The sequence below is a fragment of the Chloroflexus aurantiacus J-10-fl genome, assembly GCF_000018865.1.
In the GTDB taxonomy this organism is placed as follows: domain Bacteria; phylum Chloroflexota; class Chloroflexia; order Chloroflexales; family Chloroflexaceae; genus Chloroflexus; species Chloroflexus aurantiacus.
Genome location: NC_010175.1, coordinates 3,973,925 through 3,991,185, shown reverse-complemented (window position 1 = coordinate 3,991,185; position 17,261 = coordinate 3,973,925). Strand labels below are relative to the sequence as shown.

The 17,261-nt window shown below is 56.2% G+C and carries 9 protein-coding genes, 1 tRNA gene and 1 CRISPR repeat array (1 of these 11 cut by a window edge); of the genes, 7 read left to right on the top strand and 3 right to left on the bottom strand.

Features of this window, described 5'->3' with window-relative positions; genetic code table 11:
• Positions 1–199 precede the first annotated feature (199 nt).
• Positions 200–1,696: an acyl-CoA synthetase gene (locus CAUR_RS15600; RefSeq protein WP_012258814.1), complete on the top strand. Its 1,497-nt coding sequence runs from the start codon at positions 200–202 to the stop codon at positions 1,694–1,696.
• A gap of 6 nt (positions 1,697–1,702) precedes the next feature.
• Positions 1,703–3,367 (top strand): S1 RNA-binding domain-containing protein, encoded by a 1,665-nt coding sequence (locus CAUR_RS15595; protein WP_012258813.1) that lies wholly within the window; start codon positions 1,703–1,705, stop codon positions 3,365–3,367.
• Between the two features lie 3 nt (positions 3,368–3,370).
• Here CAUR_RS15595 and CAUR_RS15590 read toward each other — a convergent pair.
• A tRNA-Leu gene (locus tag CAUR_RS15590) sits at positions 3,371–3,454 on the bottom strand.
• Positions 3,455–3,603: 149 nt separating this feature from the next.
• On the opposite strand from CAUR_RS15590, the gene CAUR_RS15585 reads away from it, so the two are divergent.
• From CAUR_RS15585 to CAUR_RS15565, 5 genes are read left to right on the top strand one after another with little or no spacing between them, the layout of a single operon-like run.
• Positions 3,604–6,096 (top strand): mannose-1-phosphate guanyltransferase, encoded by a 2,493-nt coding sequence (locus CAUR_RS15585; protein WP_012258812.1) that lies wholly within the window; start codon positions 3,604–3,606, stop codon positions 6,094–6,096.
• A gap of 45 nt (positions 6,097–6,141) precedes the next feature.
• On the top strand, positions 6,142–6,972 hold the full coding sequence (locus tag CAUR_RS15580) for a lamin tail domain-containing protein (protein WP_012258811.1): 831 nt from the start codon (positions 6,142–6,144) through the stop codon (positions 6,970–6,972).
• A 57-nt stretch (positions 6,973–7,029) separates the two neighbouring features.
• Complete coding sequence (locus CAUR_RS15575) at positions 7,030–9,684, top strand: protein kinase domain-containing protein (protein ID WP_012258810.1); 2,655 nt, start codon at positions 7,030–7,032, stop codon at positions 9,682–9,684.
• A gap of 15 nt (positions 9,685–9,699) precedes the next feature.
• Positions 9,700–10,350: an adenylate kinase family protein gene (locus tag CAUR_RS15570; protein WP_015909330.1), complete on the top strand. Its 651-nt coding sequence runs from the start codon at positions 9,700–9,702 to the stop codon at positions 10,348–10,350.
• 38 nt (positions 10,351–10,388) lie between these two features.
• Positions 10,389–11,147, top strand: coding sequence for a 3-hydroxybutyrate dehydrogenase (locus CAUR_RS15565; protein WP_012258808.1), 759 nt, complete (start codon positions 10,389–10,391; stop codon positions 11,145–11,147).
• A 32-nt stretch (positions 11,148–11,179) separates the two neighbouring features.
• Here CAUR_RS15565 and CAUR_RS15560 read toward each other — a convergent pair whose 3' ends face one another.
• Together CAUR_RS15560 and mutS are read right to left on the bottom strand one after the other, a co-directional pair.
• A complete protein-coding gene (locus CAUR_RS15560) occupies positions 11,180–12,115 on the bottom strand; it encodes a bifunctional riboflavin kinase/FAD synthetase (RefSeq protein WP_012258807.1) in 936 nt (311 codons plus the stop codon).
• Positions 12,116–12,133: 18 nt separating this feature from the next.
• On the bottom strand, positions 12,134–15,034 hold the full coding sequence (mutS, locus tag CAUR_RS15555; protein ID WP_012258806.1) for a DNA mismatch repair protein MutS: 2,901 nt from the start codon (positions 15,032–15,034) through the stop codon (positions 12,134–12,136).
• A gap of 229 nt (positions 15,035–15,263) precedes the next feature.
• Positions 15,264–17,261: a CRISPR direct-repeat array (repeat unit 37 nt; unit sequence GTTTCAGTGCTCTACCGTGAGCCGAAATTGTTGAAAG); it runs 11,286 nt beyond the window's last position.

The following is a 17,261-nucleotide window of genomic DNA, read 5'->3' as shown; positions in this document are numbered from 1 at the left end:
CCCCCACAGAACGGCGAGGCTCGCGAGAGCTTCGCCGTTCGTCGTGATCTTGTAACTCACGATGATGACTGCCCTCGCTATAATGCAATACAACAACAGCAAACGTACTCTTAAAGCTGACCCGCAACAATGGAATGGGGATAGGCAAACCCATCAAACAGACCTTAGTTCGTGTTCGCCTGATACTGTGGAGTTACTCATGTCGTTATCACCGATTGTCGCTACCCTGCTTCAACACGCCGAGACAACACCACATCGGCCATGTATCGTTTTTGACCAACATCTGATCACCTATGCCGATCTGGCCCGGGCAGTGGCCGGCTGGGCAGGTCGCTTTCACAGTCTGGGTATTAATCGAGGTGATCGGATTGCCCTCGCGCTACCCAACACGCCGGCGTTCATCGCTGCCTATTTCGGTGCCCAACTGGCCGGTGCAGCAGTCGTCCTGATAAATCCACAGTATCGCCACACCGAATTGAGTCATCTGCTGTCCGACTCAGAGCCGGCAATTGTTGTGGCCACGACCGAGAATGAAGCCTTCATCACGGCAGCAATGCCAGAATCGCGACCACATCTGCTCAAACCATTGGCAGAGCTATGCGGTGCGCCACCTGCCGACCCTGGGCTGTTCACACCACCCGCCGCTGATGAAATGGCACTCATCGCCTATACATCAGGCACAACCGGTCGAGCCAAAGGTGCAGTCCATACACACGCCAGCCTTGCCGCAAACTGCGCTGCAATTAGCACAGCCTGGCGCTGGACTGAACATGACCGCTTGCTCTTGATGCTCCCGCTCTTTCATGTCCACGGCCTGGGTGTTGGCGTTCACGGTACCATTCGGAACGGCGCCAGTCTGGAACTGCATAGCCGTTTCGATGCTGATGTTGCGCTCCAACGCATGCACGATCCGGCGATCACCCTCTTCTTTGGCGTACCCACGATGTATATCCGGTTGATCGAAGCTGCCCGCCACCAGGGAGTGCCGGAACATCGCCTGCGCCTCTTTGTTTCTGGATCAGCTCCACTCAGCCCGCAGACATTTGCCGATTTTGCCAGTCTTTTCGGTCAACCGATACTCGAACGTTACGGCATGACCGAAACCGGAATGAACCTGACCAACCCTTACGCTGGCGAGCGGCGGCCCGGCAGTGTTGGCATGCCCTTCCCTGGGCAGGAAGCGCGCATTGTTGACCGGACAACAGGTCAACCACTCCCAACCGGTCAGATCGGTGAGATTCAGGTGCGTGGGCCACACCTCTTTCGCGGCTACTGGCGAAATCCGGCAGCCACCGCAGCCGCTTTCACGGCTGATGGCTGGTTTTATACCGGCGATCTCGGCTTTGTCGATGACGATGGCTATTTCCACATCACCGGACGCAGTCGCGACCTGATCATTAGTGGTGGCTACAACATCTATCCACGCGAGGTTGAGGAGGTGCTTGCCCAACACCCGGCAGTAGCTGAATGCGCAGTGTACGGCGAAGCCGATCCTGACCTGGGTGAAGTACCGGTAGCAGCGGTTGTGACCAACGGCCAGGCAGTTACAGCGGCTGACCTTATTGAGTTCTGTCGAATGCATCTGGCTGCGTACAAACGGCCACGACGCATTCACTTCGTCACGTCGTTACCGCGGAACGCGCTCGGTAAAGTGCAACGACATCTGCTGGCGGACGCGGTATCTAACCACAGGTAACTGTATATGACAGACCTGGATGACTACGAAGGCGATCCTTACCGCGACCGTGACCGGCTCAGCGAGCTACTCACCGATCAGCTCGAAGAACTGGCACGGGCGATCCATTCGCCCGATCAACTGGCCCGTGCCCGTGCAGCCAGTCGTCTGGTCACGCTCGATGTTGATCCAGAGCTGGCCTTACCAGCTCTTCATCATCGGCGAGCAATGGTACGCGAAGTGGCAGCCGAAGCAATTGGCTACAGTAGCAAGCCACTTTCACCAACCGTGATTGACGCGCTGCTGTCAGCTATCGATGATCCCAAACCATTTGTGGCTGCCGCAGCGATCAGGACGCTAGGCCGACGGCAGGTAGCGCTGGCCCATGCCCAAATCGCTGCCTGTCTCGACGATCCCGAACCACCGATTGTCGCCGCGGCCATCACAGCGCTGGCGCGACTTGGCGATCACACGCTAACGGTCACCTTGCCGGAATTTCTCAACAGACAGCATCTGATCATCCGTATTGCTGCCGCCGAAGCTGCCGGCATACTCCGGTCAGTTAATGCTGTTCCCGGCCTCCTTCGCCTGCTCGAAGATTGCATCGACGCCTGGCACGAGCGCCAACAGCATATTCCCAGCCGGGCGGCCAGTGTGGCCATGCAGGCGCTGGCCCGGCTCCAGGCGCGTGCTGCGATTCCGCTGTTGGTTGAGATTGCGCGCTACGTTGTCGGCCTGCGGACGCTGGCAGTACGTACTCTGATCCAGTTACAGGCCATCGAGGCAGCACCGGCCCTGCTCCCGTTGCTCAACGAGGAAGGCCGTCATCTCCTCAACGAAGTCATTCGGTTCTTCCACATGACCGGCTATCGGGCGGCGGCACCAGAACTACGGGCATTCCTGGAGCGGGCAGTTGTTCGTCACCGTCCTCTGATCAAAAAGGTTCTAAACATCCTGGTCGAATGGCAGGACAAAGAGGCGCTCCCGATCATCAGCAACCTTGCCACCAACGACCAGAGTGCCGAGGTACGGGCATACGCGGCGCAGTGTGCCGTGTTGCTTCAGTCGCAATCCGCGTCACCAGCATCGTCATTCAACAACGGCATTGTCCCAGAAACAGTGCTCTCTGAGACGTACAACGAACGTATCCGCCAACGCCGACAACGACTCGCCGGCCTGACTATTGGTCAGATTGTCAATGGCAGCGTTTTACGTGTCCTCCGCTACGGGGCAGTGATTGAGCTGGGTGGCATTGAGGGTTTCGTCCATGTCGGTGAGATCGACTGGCGCTGGATCGGTGATGCACGCCATGCGTTACACCCAGGCCAGGAGATACAGGCCGTCATTACCGGCATCGATGAACAGCGCCTCCGTGCCAATCTCAGCATGCGCCGCGTCCACCCCGATCCATGGCTGGCGGTCGCACAGCAATTGAATGCAGGTATGCAGGTACAGGGGACAGTAGCCGGCATCACCGATTTCGGCATCTTCATCGAACTGCTACCCGGTGTCCAGGGCCTCGCTCACATCAGCCAGATTCCGCCTGATCAACAGCCGCTGAAGCAAGCTTTCAGCCTGGGAAGGAGGGTACAAACAACCATCTTGAGTATTGACCACGAACGACGACGGATCGCCCTCAGCCTGTACACAAAGCTACAACAAAAACCGTGCAGCGTTAATGCTGCACGATAAGAATGGTGGGGACGATGGGAGTTGAACCCACACGCCTTGCGGCACATGATCCTAAGTCATGCGCGTCTGCCATTCCGCCACGTCCCCGCTGGCGAGTATAGCACGAGAGGCGGTTTTCGGCAAGAGGTTGCCGGTCAGCTTTGGAGCATGATATACTAAAGATGTTTGTGCGGAAGCAGTTCCCCGCTACGAAGCGCAATTATCGTCGCGGTATCATATAGTTTGCAGGAGCCGCCATGAAAGCCGTTGTGATGGCCGGCGGCGAGGGCACTCGCCTGCGACCACTTACGATTAATCGCCCCAAGCCAATGGTGTCGCTGGTCGATAGACCGGTGATGCAGCATATCATTGAATTACTCAAGCTCCACGGGATTACCGATATTATCATTACAGTGCAGTATCTGGCGAATGTTATCCAGGACTATTACGGTGATGGTAGCGCGTATGGCGTCAATATCACCTATTCGCTGGAAGAAGTGCCGCTCGGTACTGCCGGTAGTGTCAAAAATGCCGAACATTTATTGACCGAACCATTTCTGGTTATCTCTGGTGATGCACTCACCGATTTCAATCTCTCGCAAATTATCGAATATCACATGGCCTCTGGCGCTACAGCCACCGTCACCTTGACCCGTGTTTCCAATCCGCTCGATTACGGCGTTATCATCACCGATGAACAGGGGCGCATTCGGCAGTTGCTCGAAAAACCGAGCTGGGGAGAAGTCTTTTCCGACACGGTCAACACCGGTATCTATGTCTTCAATCCCGACATCTTCAGCTACATCGAACGCGGCAAAGTAACCGACTGGTCAAAAGATGTCTTTCCGCGCATGCTTCATCGTGGTGACCGGCTCCAGGGCTACATCGCAAACGGGTATTGGACAGATGTCGGCACTATCGAGGAGTATATGCGAGCCTGCGGTGATTACCTGTCGGGCAAGGTAAATCTGCCGCGCGTCGGGCACAACATCGGTGGTGACATCTGGGTTGACCGCGATGCCGAAATTGCGCCCGATGCCCAATTACACGGGCCAATCTATCTCGGCCATGGCGCCAAGATCAAGGGTGGCGTGATCATTCACGGGCCATCCGTCATTCGCGATTACACCATTGTCGATAGTCGGGCCAACATCGACCGCTCGATCATCTGGCGCAATTCGTACATCGGTGAACGGGCGGAATTGCGTGGGGCGATTGTGCTTCGTCAGTGCAACATTCGTTCACGCGCCATGATCTTTGAGGGCGCCGTTATCGGTGACGGCGTGCAAATTGGCGCGGGCGCCGTTGTCCAACCCAACGTCAAAATCTGGCCCTCGAAAGAGGTTGACGAAGGCGCGACAGTTACCTCTAGCATTATCTGGGGTAGTCAAGGCCGGCGCGTCCTCTTTGGGCGCTACGGCATTACCGGCCTGGTCAACATTGAGATCACCCCAGAAATGTGCGCCCGCCTTGGTGCAGCCTACGGTGCCACCCTGCCGCGTGGCGCCACGGTAACCATCAATCGTGATGCGCACTTCACGCCACGGATGCTGAAACGGGCGATTATTGCCGGCCTGCCTTCGGCTGGGGTGAATGTCTGCGATTTGCGTAATGTGCCGATCCCGATTGCCCGCTACTACACCCACGCCAGTGGCGCCGCCGGTGGCGTCCATGTGCGTATTTCACCATTCGACAATCGGGTCGCCGAGATTAAGTTTTTCAATCACCTTGGGTTGGATATTAACAGTGCAACCGAACGCAAAATCGAGAGCACCTTCTTCCGGGAAGATTACCGGCGAGCCTATCTTGATGAAATTGGGCGTATCTTCTACGGTGAAGACGTTGAAGAGACCTACCGGGCCGCATTTATGCGCGCACTGGGCCAGAATGCCGCATTCGGGAAAGGCTTTCCCATCGTTATCGATTATGCCAACACCAGTACCAGCACCGTCATGGCCGAAATCTTACGGCGCATGCAGGCCGATGCGGTTGAGCTGAATGTCTATCTCGACGAACGGATGGTCTTTCAGACGAGTGCTGATTTTGAAGCGGCGATGAATCGGCTGACCAAGATCACACCGGTTGTGGGAGCACAATTTGGTGTGAGGCTCGACCCTGGCGGCGAGAAGATTTTTCTGATCGATGATCAGGGCCGGCGTCTCCATCCCCTGCGAGCACTGGCAGCAATTACCGCGCTGGCAATGCGGGCAAACGGTGGCGGAGTGGTTGCTGTACCGGTGACAGCACCACGCGCCTTTGAGCAGATCGCCGCCCGTTACGGCGGCAGCATCATTCGCACACGAGCCAATCTGGGCGCATTAATGAATCTGGCGGCTGAACGCGCCGATCTCCTGCTGCTAGGTGATGGCACCGGTAATTATATCTTTCCCCATTTCTATCCCGTTGCCGACGGTATGTTCGCTATTGCACGCCTGATGGAGCTGCTTTCGCTTAACCAGACGACTCTAAGTGAGGTACTGGCGGATTTGCCGCCGTACTACCTCTGGCAAACCCGCGTTCCGTGTCGCTGGGAAAGCAAGGGTAAGGTGATGCGCATTCTCAACCAGCAATACCACGAGCGCCACGGCGAGCAGATTGACGGCATCAAGATTGAACTGGGTGAGGAATGGGTGCTTATCCTGCCTGACCCGGATGGGCCATTCTTCCACGTCATTGCCGAGGGAGTTAGCGAAGACCACGCCCGTATCCTGACCGACAAATATGCCGGTTTGGTAACCAGTTTGCAGTAGTGCTGTTCGTGTGATACCGCGGCCTGATGTACAGAGGAGGGTGCGATGACTAACCGCACACACCACGACGATCCGCTTTACAACGCGATTGCAGAGACAACAGTTCAAGTCGGTCGATTTGGTTTTGCGCTGCTCCGCTTGCCACTCGGTCTTTTACCGAACCAAAGCCGCACACATATCGAGCGCGCTCTGTACGAGTTGAGTCGCGGGTTTGCCAGTCTGCCCGGTGATTTTGCCCGGATCGTCGAGCCTGAGATCAAACGTTGGGCAGAGGACGCGCCGGCACCCTCAACCAGAAAACCGCAGCCCGCAACCGAACAACATCTGACCGTGATGATCACACCTGAGCCGGTGACAGCAGTGGGGTCATCCACACCTGAACCGGTGACAACACCGGGAGCATCCACACCTGAACCGGTGACAGCACCGGGAGCATCCACACCTGCACCCGATAATGAACCCATTGAAGAAGATGTGGCCGAGCTACTGACCGACGAAGTCGCCGAGTCGATTGTTGACATCGAGCGCCTGGTTGCTGAACCGCCGAACGTGAGTATTACGTATATAGAGTATGATCCGCCGGGAAATGATCTGGAAGGTGAATTTGTGGTCATTACCAACGCTTCGCACGAAACGGTTGATCTCACCGGTTGGACACTGGTGGACGAAGGTAACAAACACACCTACACCTTCCCGGCTTTTACCCTTGCTGGCGGCGCAGAAGTGAAGCTGTGGACAAAGAGCGGGACGGATGATGCCGCCAATCTGTATTGGGGCGCACGACGCCCGATCTGGAACAATACAGGGGATAGTGCAATATTACGCGACGCGAATGGTAACCTGGTTAGTCGTTATACCTATGCAGCCGGTGCGTAACAATTCGCTTCGATAATGGTGAACGCGCCTCTGCCAGGTTGAGTGAGAGTGGGGGTTATGAGCGAATTATCTCTGGTAGGTCAAACCATAGGTCGGTTCGAAATACTCTCTGAATTGGGACGCGGCGGGATGGCGGTGGTTTACAAGGCCCGACAGACCGACCTGGATCGGATTGTGGCACTGAAGATTTTGCCGCCGGGTTTAACCAATGATGAGAGCTATATCGCTCGTTTCCGGCAAGAGGCGCGTAGCGCAGCCCGTCTGGAACATCCGCACATCATGCCGATTTACGAAGTCGGTGAAGTGGCGGGCTATCACTATATCGCGATGAAATACATTCAGGGACGTACCCTGAAGCAGTTGTTGCAACAAGAGGGTGCATTGCCGGTGGCACGAGCGGCCCAGATTCTCGCTCAGGTTGGCGAAGCACTCGATTATGCTCATCGCCAGGGGATTATTCACCGCGACATTAAGCCCTCGAACGTTATGATCACCGATGAGGGGTGGATCTACCTGACTGACTTCGGCCTGGCACGGGGCACGGGAGCCAATAGTAGCGGTCTCACCATGGCCGGGACAGTTATGGGCACGCCTGAATATATGTCTCCCGAACAGGCCCAGGGGCTGCCCAATGTCGGCCCACCAACCGATATCTATGCGCTGGGAGTCATGCTTTATGAGCTGCTCACGGGGGCATTTCCGTTCAAAGCGGAAACGCCGATGGCGATGCTGGCGGCACGACTTGTCCACGCTCCCATTCCACCCCGTGACGTGCGTGGCGATTTACCTCCCGCAGTCGAGGATGTGATTATGCGGGCGTTAGCCCGTAAGCCGGAAGCACGTTTCGCTTCAGCGGCGGAAATGGTCGCCGCTCTGCGCCAGGCCGTTGGTTTGAGCGAGCGTGAACTGAGCCGCCCGCTCACTCCACAGCGCGGTATGCCGGCTGTTTCCAATGCAGGTTCTCAGACACCACCCGCTTACGGCCCAACCACACCGGCATCTCAACCGCCAGCCTACGGCCCAACCACACCGGCATCTCAACCGCCAGCCTACGGCCCAACCACACCGGCATCTCAACCACCCGCTTACGCACCGACAACACCGGTAACGCCACCACCAGTTTACGTTCAAACACCTGCCGCACCGGCAACACATCCGTACAGTGCCAGCCCATCGGCACCGACCCCACACCCGTTTAACGTACCGGCAACACCAGCGCCAACCGCCGGCAAACGAACACCGGTTGGCCTGATTGTGGGCTTGATTGTTGGCGTTCTGCTCATCGGTGGTGGCCTGACCACCTTCTTCCTGCTGCGTCCGACGACGCCACCGGTTGCGACCAACCCTGCCGAAACGCATATCAGTGAAGGAGATGCAGCATTGGCGCGGTCGCAGGGGTTAGACGATGCGATTACGGCTTATCGGGCTGCTGTAGCCGCCGATGCTGCCAACCCGGTGGCACATAGCCGGCTGGCATGGGCGTATCTGGCCAAGGGCGACTGGGAAGAGGCACTTACGGCGGCAAAGCCGTTGGCTGGCATCAACGATGGCGCAGCGCAGGCTATTGGTGAAGGGATTACCGGTTATATCTACTTCCAGCTCGGTGATGTCGTGCAGGCACGTGAGGCAAGCGAACGTGCTATTGACGCCGATCCATCTTCGGCTATTGGCTACGCCTTACGCGCGGCGGTGCTGGCAACCAATGCTGCCGACAGCCGAAATGACAACCTGATGAGTGAAGCGTTCACGGCTATCAGCGATGCTGAAGATCGCCTCGCGACTGCCGATCCTTTGACAAAAGCCTTTACCCAGGTCTTGCTGGGATGGGCGTTTGGGCAGGATTACACCCTTCGTCAGGACGCCAATGTACTCGACCAGGCGATTACCAGCCTCGAACAGGCCATCGATGCCTACCCTGCCCTGGCCGTCTTCCACTACGAACTGGCAACAATTTACCTCTCAGCGGCTCGTGATTTTGATAGTGCCAGGAATGAGTTCAATGCGGCATTGGCCCTCGATCCCAATTTCAGTCCGGCTCAGGTCGGGCTGGGCTGGGTCGCCTACTTCAACAGCCAGACGGACGAGGCCGAAAAGGCGTTCAATCAGGCACTAGACTTGAACGATGATGAAAGTTTTGCTCTGCTTGGGCTGGGACGATTGGCGTTCGACGACAACGATATGCAGCAGGCCATCGACTATTTCAAGCAAGTGATTGATGCCAATCCCTACTCCGCAGTGGCCCATGCATTTCTGGGTGAAGCGAGCCTCTTCGCGGGCTATGATGCAACCGACGAGAATGTCCAGCGCGAACTGTATCAACAGGCGGAAACGGCCTACCGTGCTGCCATTGCCCGCGACGATTATTTTGGATTTGCATATAATGGTCTTGGCTGGATTCTGCAATACCAGGATCGCTATGCCGAGTCGATTGAAGCGTTTGAGAAGGCGCTGCAACTCGACAATGAAAATCCAGAGATTTTCAATGGTTTGGGATGGAGCCTCTTCCTGAGTGATCGCTACCCGGAAGCTGAGTCGATGTTCAAACGCGCTATCGAACTTGATTCATCATACACGAGTGCCTACTTCGGATTGGGTCGCACCTACGAAGAGCAGGGACGATGGGACGAAGCACTGGCAACCTTCCAGACTCTGAAACAGATTGCACCCGACTACCCTGGTCTCGACGACGCTATCAACCGTGTTTCAGGCTAAACAACGAACAACATCGTGACAGGACGAACGATACTTTTGATAGGACCGCCTGGTGCCGGCAAGACCACTATTGCCGGCCAACTGGCGCAAGTGACCGGGATGGCGGTTATTGCCACCGGTCAACAACTGCGGGCCGAGATTCGTGCTCAGAGTGCGCTCGGTCGGTACATTGAGCCATTACTCGAACAGGGTCAACTGGCACCGGATAGCGTCATGGCGGAACTGATGCGGAACTGGTTGCAGCGCATTCCTATTGATCAAGACTGCCTTCTCGACGGGTACCCGCGTAGTGTCGCGCAGGCACACATGCTGGAGACAATTCTGGCCGATCTGGGACGACGAGTAGACGCAGTGATCGTGCTGACCCTGGACGAGGCGACCATAGTACACCGACTGAGCGGTCGCCGGATTTGTCGGCGAGATGACGGCCAGGACATCACCGTCCATATCGATGATACAGCAAAGATTGCCCAATGCCTGGCACGAGGTGGCACCCTGGTACAACGAGAAGATGATCATCCCGACGTGATTCGCACACGTCTACGCCTTTACGAACAAGAGACTGCACCCGTGCTGAATTACTACACCGGTCGCGTGCCTGTTCATTATGTCAATGCCGATCAATCGCCAGCAGCCGTTGTTGCCCTGATTCGCGACATCATCTAGCTATATTCGCTATGTCATAACCAAAGGAGGTTACAACGATGGGTGATAAGGTTGCACTCATCACCGGCGCCGCCAGTGGCATCGGCCTGGCCTGCGCCGAGCGATTCGCTGCCGACGGGTATCGGGTTGTGCTGGTTGATCTGCCGGGTGCCGCCGGCGAAGCAGCCGCTGAACGGCTGGGTGGCATCTTTGCCGGCGTTGATTTAGCCACGCAGGCCGGGTGCCGGCAAGCGGTTGATGCAGCGCTCAATGCATATGGTCGGGTTGACGTGCTAATCAACAATGCCGGCTTTCAGCATATCGACGCTATCGAAGACTTCCCTGAAGAGCGTTGGGAGACAATGATTGCCGTGATGCTAACGGCACCGTTCCGGCTCACCAAATACGTCTGGCCGGGGATGAAAGCCAACCGCTGGGGACGGATTGTCAATATTGGTTCGGTACATAGCCTGCGTGCCTCACCGTTCAAAAGCGCCTACATCTCGGCCAAACATGGCTTACTCGGTCTCACGCGCACTGCCGCACTTGAGGGTGGCCCTTACGGCATTACCGTCAACCTGATCGCACCGGCATACGTCAGAACACCGCTGGTCGAGAAACAGATCGCGGATCAATCGCGCACACGGGGCATTCCCGAAGATCAGGTGATCGAGAAAATCATGCTCGAACCAGCCGCGATCAAGCGCCTGATCGAACCGGCGGAGGTGGCCGGACTGGCGGCATTTCTCTGTTCAGATGCAGCAGGGGCGATAACCGGCTCCGTGTACGAAATGGCGCTGGGGTGGACGGCACGTTAGCAATTGATCGCGGGCAGGATCAAGCCTGCCCGCTACGAACTCGTCTCCAACCCCAGAATCGCTCGTGCCTCGGCGACATCACTGGTAATTTGCGCCACCAGATCATCGACACTATTGAACTTCCGTTCATTCCGCAGCCGAATCAACAATTCAAGACGCAGTGGCTGATCGTACAGATCGCCTTGCCAGTCAAGCAGATGTGCTTCAACCACCCGTTGCGTTCCGGCAAACGTGGGACGCACCCCAATGTTCGTCACTGCCGGCACCATCGTCGAATCTGGCAGATACGCACGACAGGCATAGACCCCATTGGCCGGCAATACCACATCACTACTCACCTGAACATTCGCGGTAGGAAAACCGATCTGGCGGCCACGACCATCACCGCGGGTAACAACACCACGGAGCGCGAACGGACGACCAAGCAAGGCACCGGCACCGGCTACATTACCGGCCAGCACCAACTCACGAATACGCGACGAGCTGACCGGGATGCCGGCCACCGTATACTTACTCAGAGCACCGACTGCAAAGCCCAACTCACGACCAATCTCCATCAGGCGCGGAATATCGCCTTCGCGTCCCCGCCCCATCGCAAAGTCCTCGCCGACCCAAATCTCGCGCACCGGCATAGCTGCCACAATCCGCGCCATATACTCGGCAGCGGTCAAATTGCGAATAGCGGGTGTGAACGGAGCAATAACCAGCAAATCCGGTTCAAGCCGACGAATCTGCTCAATCTTCTCGTCCAGATCACTCAACAACTGCAACGGCTGACCGGGCTGTAACACAGCCCGTGGGTGCGGTTCCCATGTCAACACTGCACTTAGCATATCAAGGGCACGTGCCCGTTCAACCGTCGTCCGAATCAATTGCTGATGACCCAGATGCACACCATCGAAACGGCCAATCGTCAACACCGTCGCCCGGTTGGCCAGGCCGGGAGTAAGGTCACGGGCGATCTGCACAGATGTCTTGCTCCATTTCTATCCCTGCCCGGCCAGCCGCTGAAGTTCGGCCAGCCGGTTTAACGCTTCAAGTGGTGTCAGCTCCTCGATGCGAAGCCGACGTAAATACTCTACCACCGGATGCGGTGCCAGATCAAAAAACGACAATTGCATCCCCTGACCGGTTTCCTGCGCCGGCACAACGACCGGTGCCGGTGGGGCAGGTGGTTGGGCAGGTGAGGATGGCGGGCGCTGACCCTCAAGATCGGCCAGCAAGGCACTGGCCCGCCGAATCACCTCTGGCGGAATACCGGCCAGCTCAGCGACGTGGATGCCGTAAGAGCGATCAGCGCCCCCGGGTCGCAATTCATGCAAAAAGACCACCCGACCATCACGCTCCACCGCCGCCATATGATAATTACGGACACGAGGCAACTCACGTTCGAGCGCGATCAACTCGTGGTAATGGGTCGCAAACAGCGTCCGACAGCCCAGGCGCGGATGATCGTGAATATACTCCACGACGGCACGGGCAATCGCCATCCCATCGTAAGTACTGGTACCACGGCCAACCTCATCGAGAATGATCAACGAGCGCGGCGTACTTTGCATCAGCAGCGCTGCCGTCTCGGTCATCTCGACCATAAACGTACTCTGGCCGGTTGCAATATCATCTTGAGCACCAATCCGGGTAAAAATGCGATCAACCAGGCCAATCTCAGCCTCATCAGCCGGCACAAACGAACCAATTTGCGCCATCAGCGTAATCAAAGCCACCTGACGCAAAAACGTACTCTTACCGGCCATATTCGGCCCGGTGATAATCAAAATCTGTGCCTGTTCGCCATCAAGATCAATATCGTTCCCGATAAACGGCTCACTCAGAGTACGTTCCACCACCGGGTGGCGCCCCTGCTTAATCCGCAACACCCGATCAGTGCGCAATCGTGGTTGCACATAACGACCACGCACAGCAACCTCGGCCAGCGCTGCCAGCGCATCAATACGCGCAACCGCCGCAATCGTAGCGCGCAACCGATCAAGATGCGGTTGCAACTCATCGCAGAGCCGCTGAAAAATATCACGCTCAAGATCGACCAGCTTCAGACGGGCATCACTCAACAGCCCTTCATAGTACTTCAACTCTTCGGTGACATAGCGCTCGGCGTTGACCAGCGTCTGCTTACGTTCGTAGTGGGCCGGGATCAACTTCGCATCAACAGCGCGCGAAATCTCGATATAGTAACCAAACACCTGGTTATAGCCCACTTTGAGCGAACGGATACCGGTTCGCTCGCGCTCCTTACTCTCCAGACGATCAATAAACTCCTGAGCGTGGCGACTGGCCCGAATCAACGCATCGAGACGCTGATCAAAACCGGGGCGAATCACCCGCCGGGGCCGTTCGCCACCCTCTTCGGCTGCGCGCAAATAATTCGACGAACCGAGCAACGCCGGCGGATCATCATCAAGCGCCCGTTCGAGCAGGTCAAGCACATCGGCGCAGACATCGAACACCAGCGGCGGCTCACCGGGCATCTCAGCAGCGAGCAAATCGGGCAACAGCGCCTGCACCGCCTGCGCAACAGCGGGCAACTTACGCAACGCCGCCCGCAACTGCGTCATATCACGCGGCGTAGCGACCGTGATACCCTGCGCAATCCGATTGAGTGCCCGCTCCATATCGGGCAAATCGGCGAGCGCCGAACGCACCTCCAGACGAGCCATCGTCTCAGCCACCAGACGAGCGACGGCGTGCTGACGCACCTGAAGCGGTTCGATCACAATCAACGGCTGCGTAATCCAACGGCGCAACAAACGCGCCCCCATCGCAGTACAGGTACGATCAAGCACCGCAATCAACGACGCCTTCGCTCCCTGGCGACCACCACTCTCAAGCAGCTCCAGATTACGGCGGGTCTGTGGATCGAGCAGCATATACGCGCCGGTATGATACACCCGCAAAGCACGCAACTGACTCACGCGCTGGCGCTGAGTGACCTGCGCATACTGCAACAACGCACCGGCTGCCCGGGTCGCAAGTGGACGCCCGTCCAGACCGCACACCGCCAGCGACGGCAGCGCCAAATGCTCACACAACACCTCAGTCGTCGTCGCCAACTCCCAACGCCAAAGCGGCCACTCCGTCACATACCCCTGCGTCCAACTCGCCGCACTCGCACCTTCCAGACGGCGAGCGACCCGCTCGTGGGGCAACAGAGCCTCACGCTCCTCCTTCGTCAGGGGTGCCAAATCCTGACTAAGGCGGGCCTGCACCGGCTCCAGATTAGGCAAGCGCAGTGCCTCATCATCAGGCACCAACACCTCAGCCGGTGACAGCCGGGCCAGCTCGGCCTGCAACTGCATCAACGCCCGGGCATCGGTAAACTCTGCCGCAGCGAACTCACCGGTAGAAAGATCAGCATAAGCCAGACCGACCTTACCCTGTTCAACAATCACCGCAGCGAGATAATTATTGGTACGGTCGGGCAGCATAGCCGGATCAATCACCGTCCCCGGCGTAATCACCCGCACAATCGCCCGCTGCACCATCTTCCCGCTACTCTCGACCGGCGTCAGCCCGGCGGCATAGACCGAGCGCGGTCGTGTATCATTACGCATCGCCTCAGTCTCACTCAACTGCTCAGCGATAGCGACCCGATACCCGCGCGCGATCAACTCAGAAACATAGCGATCCACAGCGTGATAAGGCATCCCGGCCATGGGCGCATACAACTTCTGCTGATCCTTGGGCAAACGCTTATCAACCGCATACTCCTTGCGCGTCAGCGTTATGTCAAGTAATTCAGCAATCAACTTCGCATCATCATCAAACGTCTCATAAAAATCACCAAACCGAAAAAGAAGGATCGCATCAGCGGCCTCCTCCTTCAGCTTACGATACTGTCGATACCAGGCGTGCAACTCAATAGTAGCCATGGGAATTATCGCAGAACACCTTACAGCAAACGCGGCACGATCATGCTCGCGTAATGATAGCACATTCTGGTAGGGGAGTGGTTTCGGTGCGCTCCTGAGTGGGGAAGGGGGAATGGGGAATAGGAAATAGGGAATAGAAAATAGGAAATAGGGAGTAGGGAATAATAGCGGTTTCAGGGTTTTACGGAAGCCGATATTGTTGAAAACCTATTCCCCACTCCCCTTCTACGTTTCAGTGCTCTACCGTGAGCCGAAATTGTTGAAAGACGTGAAGTGTTACATACCCATCCGCGAGCAAGCGGTTTCAGTGCTCTACCGTGAGCCGAAATTGTTGAAAGCGGAAGGGTTAGAGTGCGGAGAGTGGGAGACGAGCGAGTTTCAGTGCTCTACCGTGAGCCGAAATTGTTGAAAGGAGATGGGGAAGACGAAGAGCTAGACGAAGAAGAAGGTTTCAGTGCTCTACCGTGAGCCGAAATTGTTGAAAGGCGCGTATCTTCGACGATCCGGCGCTCGGTGACAAAGCGTTTCAGTGCTCTACCGTGAGCCGAAATTGTTGAAAGTTGTGATTCAAAATTGCCTCAGCTTCCTTCAAAACGGTTTCAGTGCTCTACCGTGAGCCGAAATTGTTGAAAGTGGAGAATAATGAAGACCTACCGTTCTAAAACAGCTGTTTCAGTGCTCTACCGTGAGCCGAAATTGTTGAAAGAGAGCGAAAGATTTGCAGCAGTGCTGGATCGCCCGACGTTTCAGTGCTCTACCGTGAGCCGAAATTGTTGAAAGCCATTCTTAACCGAGTTGTATACCTTTCTGATGGCGTTTCAGTGCTCTACCGTGAGCCGAAATTGTTGAAAGTTCATCAAGATTTCTCAGATTTCCCTCTTGACAAGTGTTTCAGTGCTCTACCGTGAGCCGAAATTGTTGAAAGCTGGTGGAACGAACCATTGCCTCGCTGCCCGACAGCGTTTCAGTGCTCTACCGTGAGCCGAAATTGTTGAAAGGAGAAGACGACAAAGGGCTGGCGGGCAAGCTTACCGTTTCAGTGCTCTACCGTGAGCCGAAATTGTTGAAAGCGGGGATTCAGCGATGTCCCGACCCGCTCGTTCGCGCGTTTCAGTGCTCTACCGTGAGCCGAAATTGTTGAAAGGTGACGGAGATTGAAGACGGAACGCTTGCGATCGAGTTTCAGTGCTCTACCGTGAGCCGAAATTGTTGAAAGTCGGCGTTTACGGCGCGTTGCTGCTGGCAACGAAAGGTTTCAGTGCTCTACCGTGAGCCGAAATTGTTGAAAGTCGGCGTTTACGGCGCGTTGCTGCTGGCAACGAAAGGTTTCAGTGCTCTACCGTGAGCCGAAATTGTTGAAAGCAATAGGATTGTATCGTTCGCGCCGGCAGTAGTCCCGTTTCAGTGCTCTACCGTGAGCCGAAATTGTTGAAAGTCAACCCCAAAATCTGCCGGATAATCAAGCCTGTAGGTTTCAGTGCTCTACCGTGAGCCGAAATTGTTGAAAGTCGGTTTATCCCTCCCGATCCGCCTACGGGTACAATGTTTCAGTGCTCTACCGTGAGCCGAAATTGTTGAAAGGGCTATCACGTTCGTACCCTGTCGCAAAGATGAGTGAGTTTCAGTGCTCTACCGTGAGCCGAAATTGTTGAAAGCGAACCGCGTCGCGGAATGTCGATATACGCATCGCGGTTTCAGTGCTCTACCGTGAGCCGAAATTGTTGAAAGTCGACGTTCCGCTCCTAAACACACGCTTAGAGAGCGTTGTTTCAGTGCTCTACCGTGAGCCGAAATTGTTGAAAGGCGCGTATCTTCGACGATCCGGCGCTCGGTGACAAAGCGTTTCAGTGCTCTACCGTGAGCCGAAATTGTTGAAAGTCACCTTCCTTTGCCGAGTGCCAGGCCTATTCTGGTCAAGTTTCAGTGCTCTACCGTGAGCCGAAATTGTTGAAAGACATCGCTCCCGACACCAACCCCGACATCCACAGCGAGTTTCAGTGCTCTACCGTGAGCCGAAATTGTTGAAAGTGAGCGATGTTGCCAGCGGTATTTCCTCCGCGTACGGTTTCAGTGCTCTACCGTGAGCCGAAATTGTTGAAAGTCGATTGACTTGTGTTCGTTATGACGACAGTAGAAGTTTCAGTGCTCTACCGTGAGCCGAAATTGTTGAAAGCCGCAACGAGTATGCGGATAGGGCATTATTCCATTTGGTTTCAGTGCTCTACCG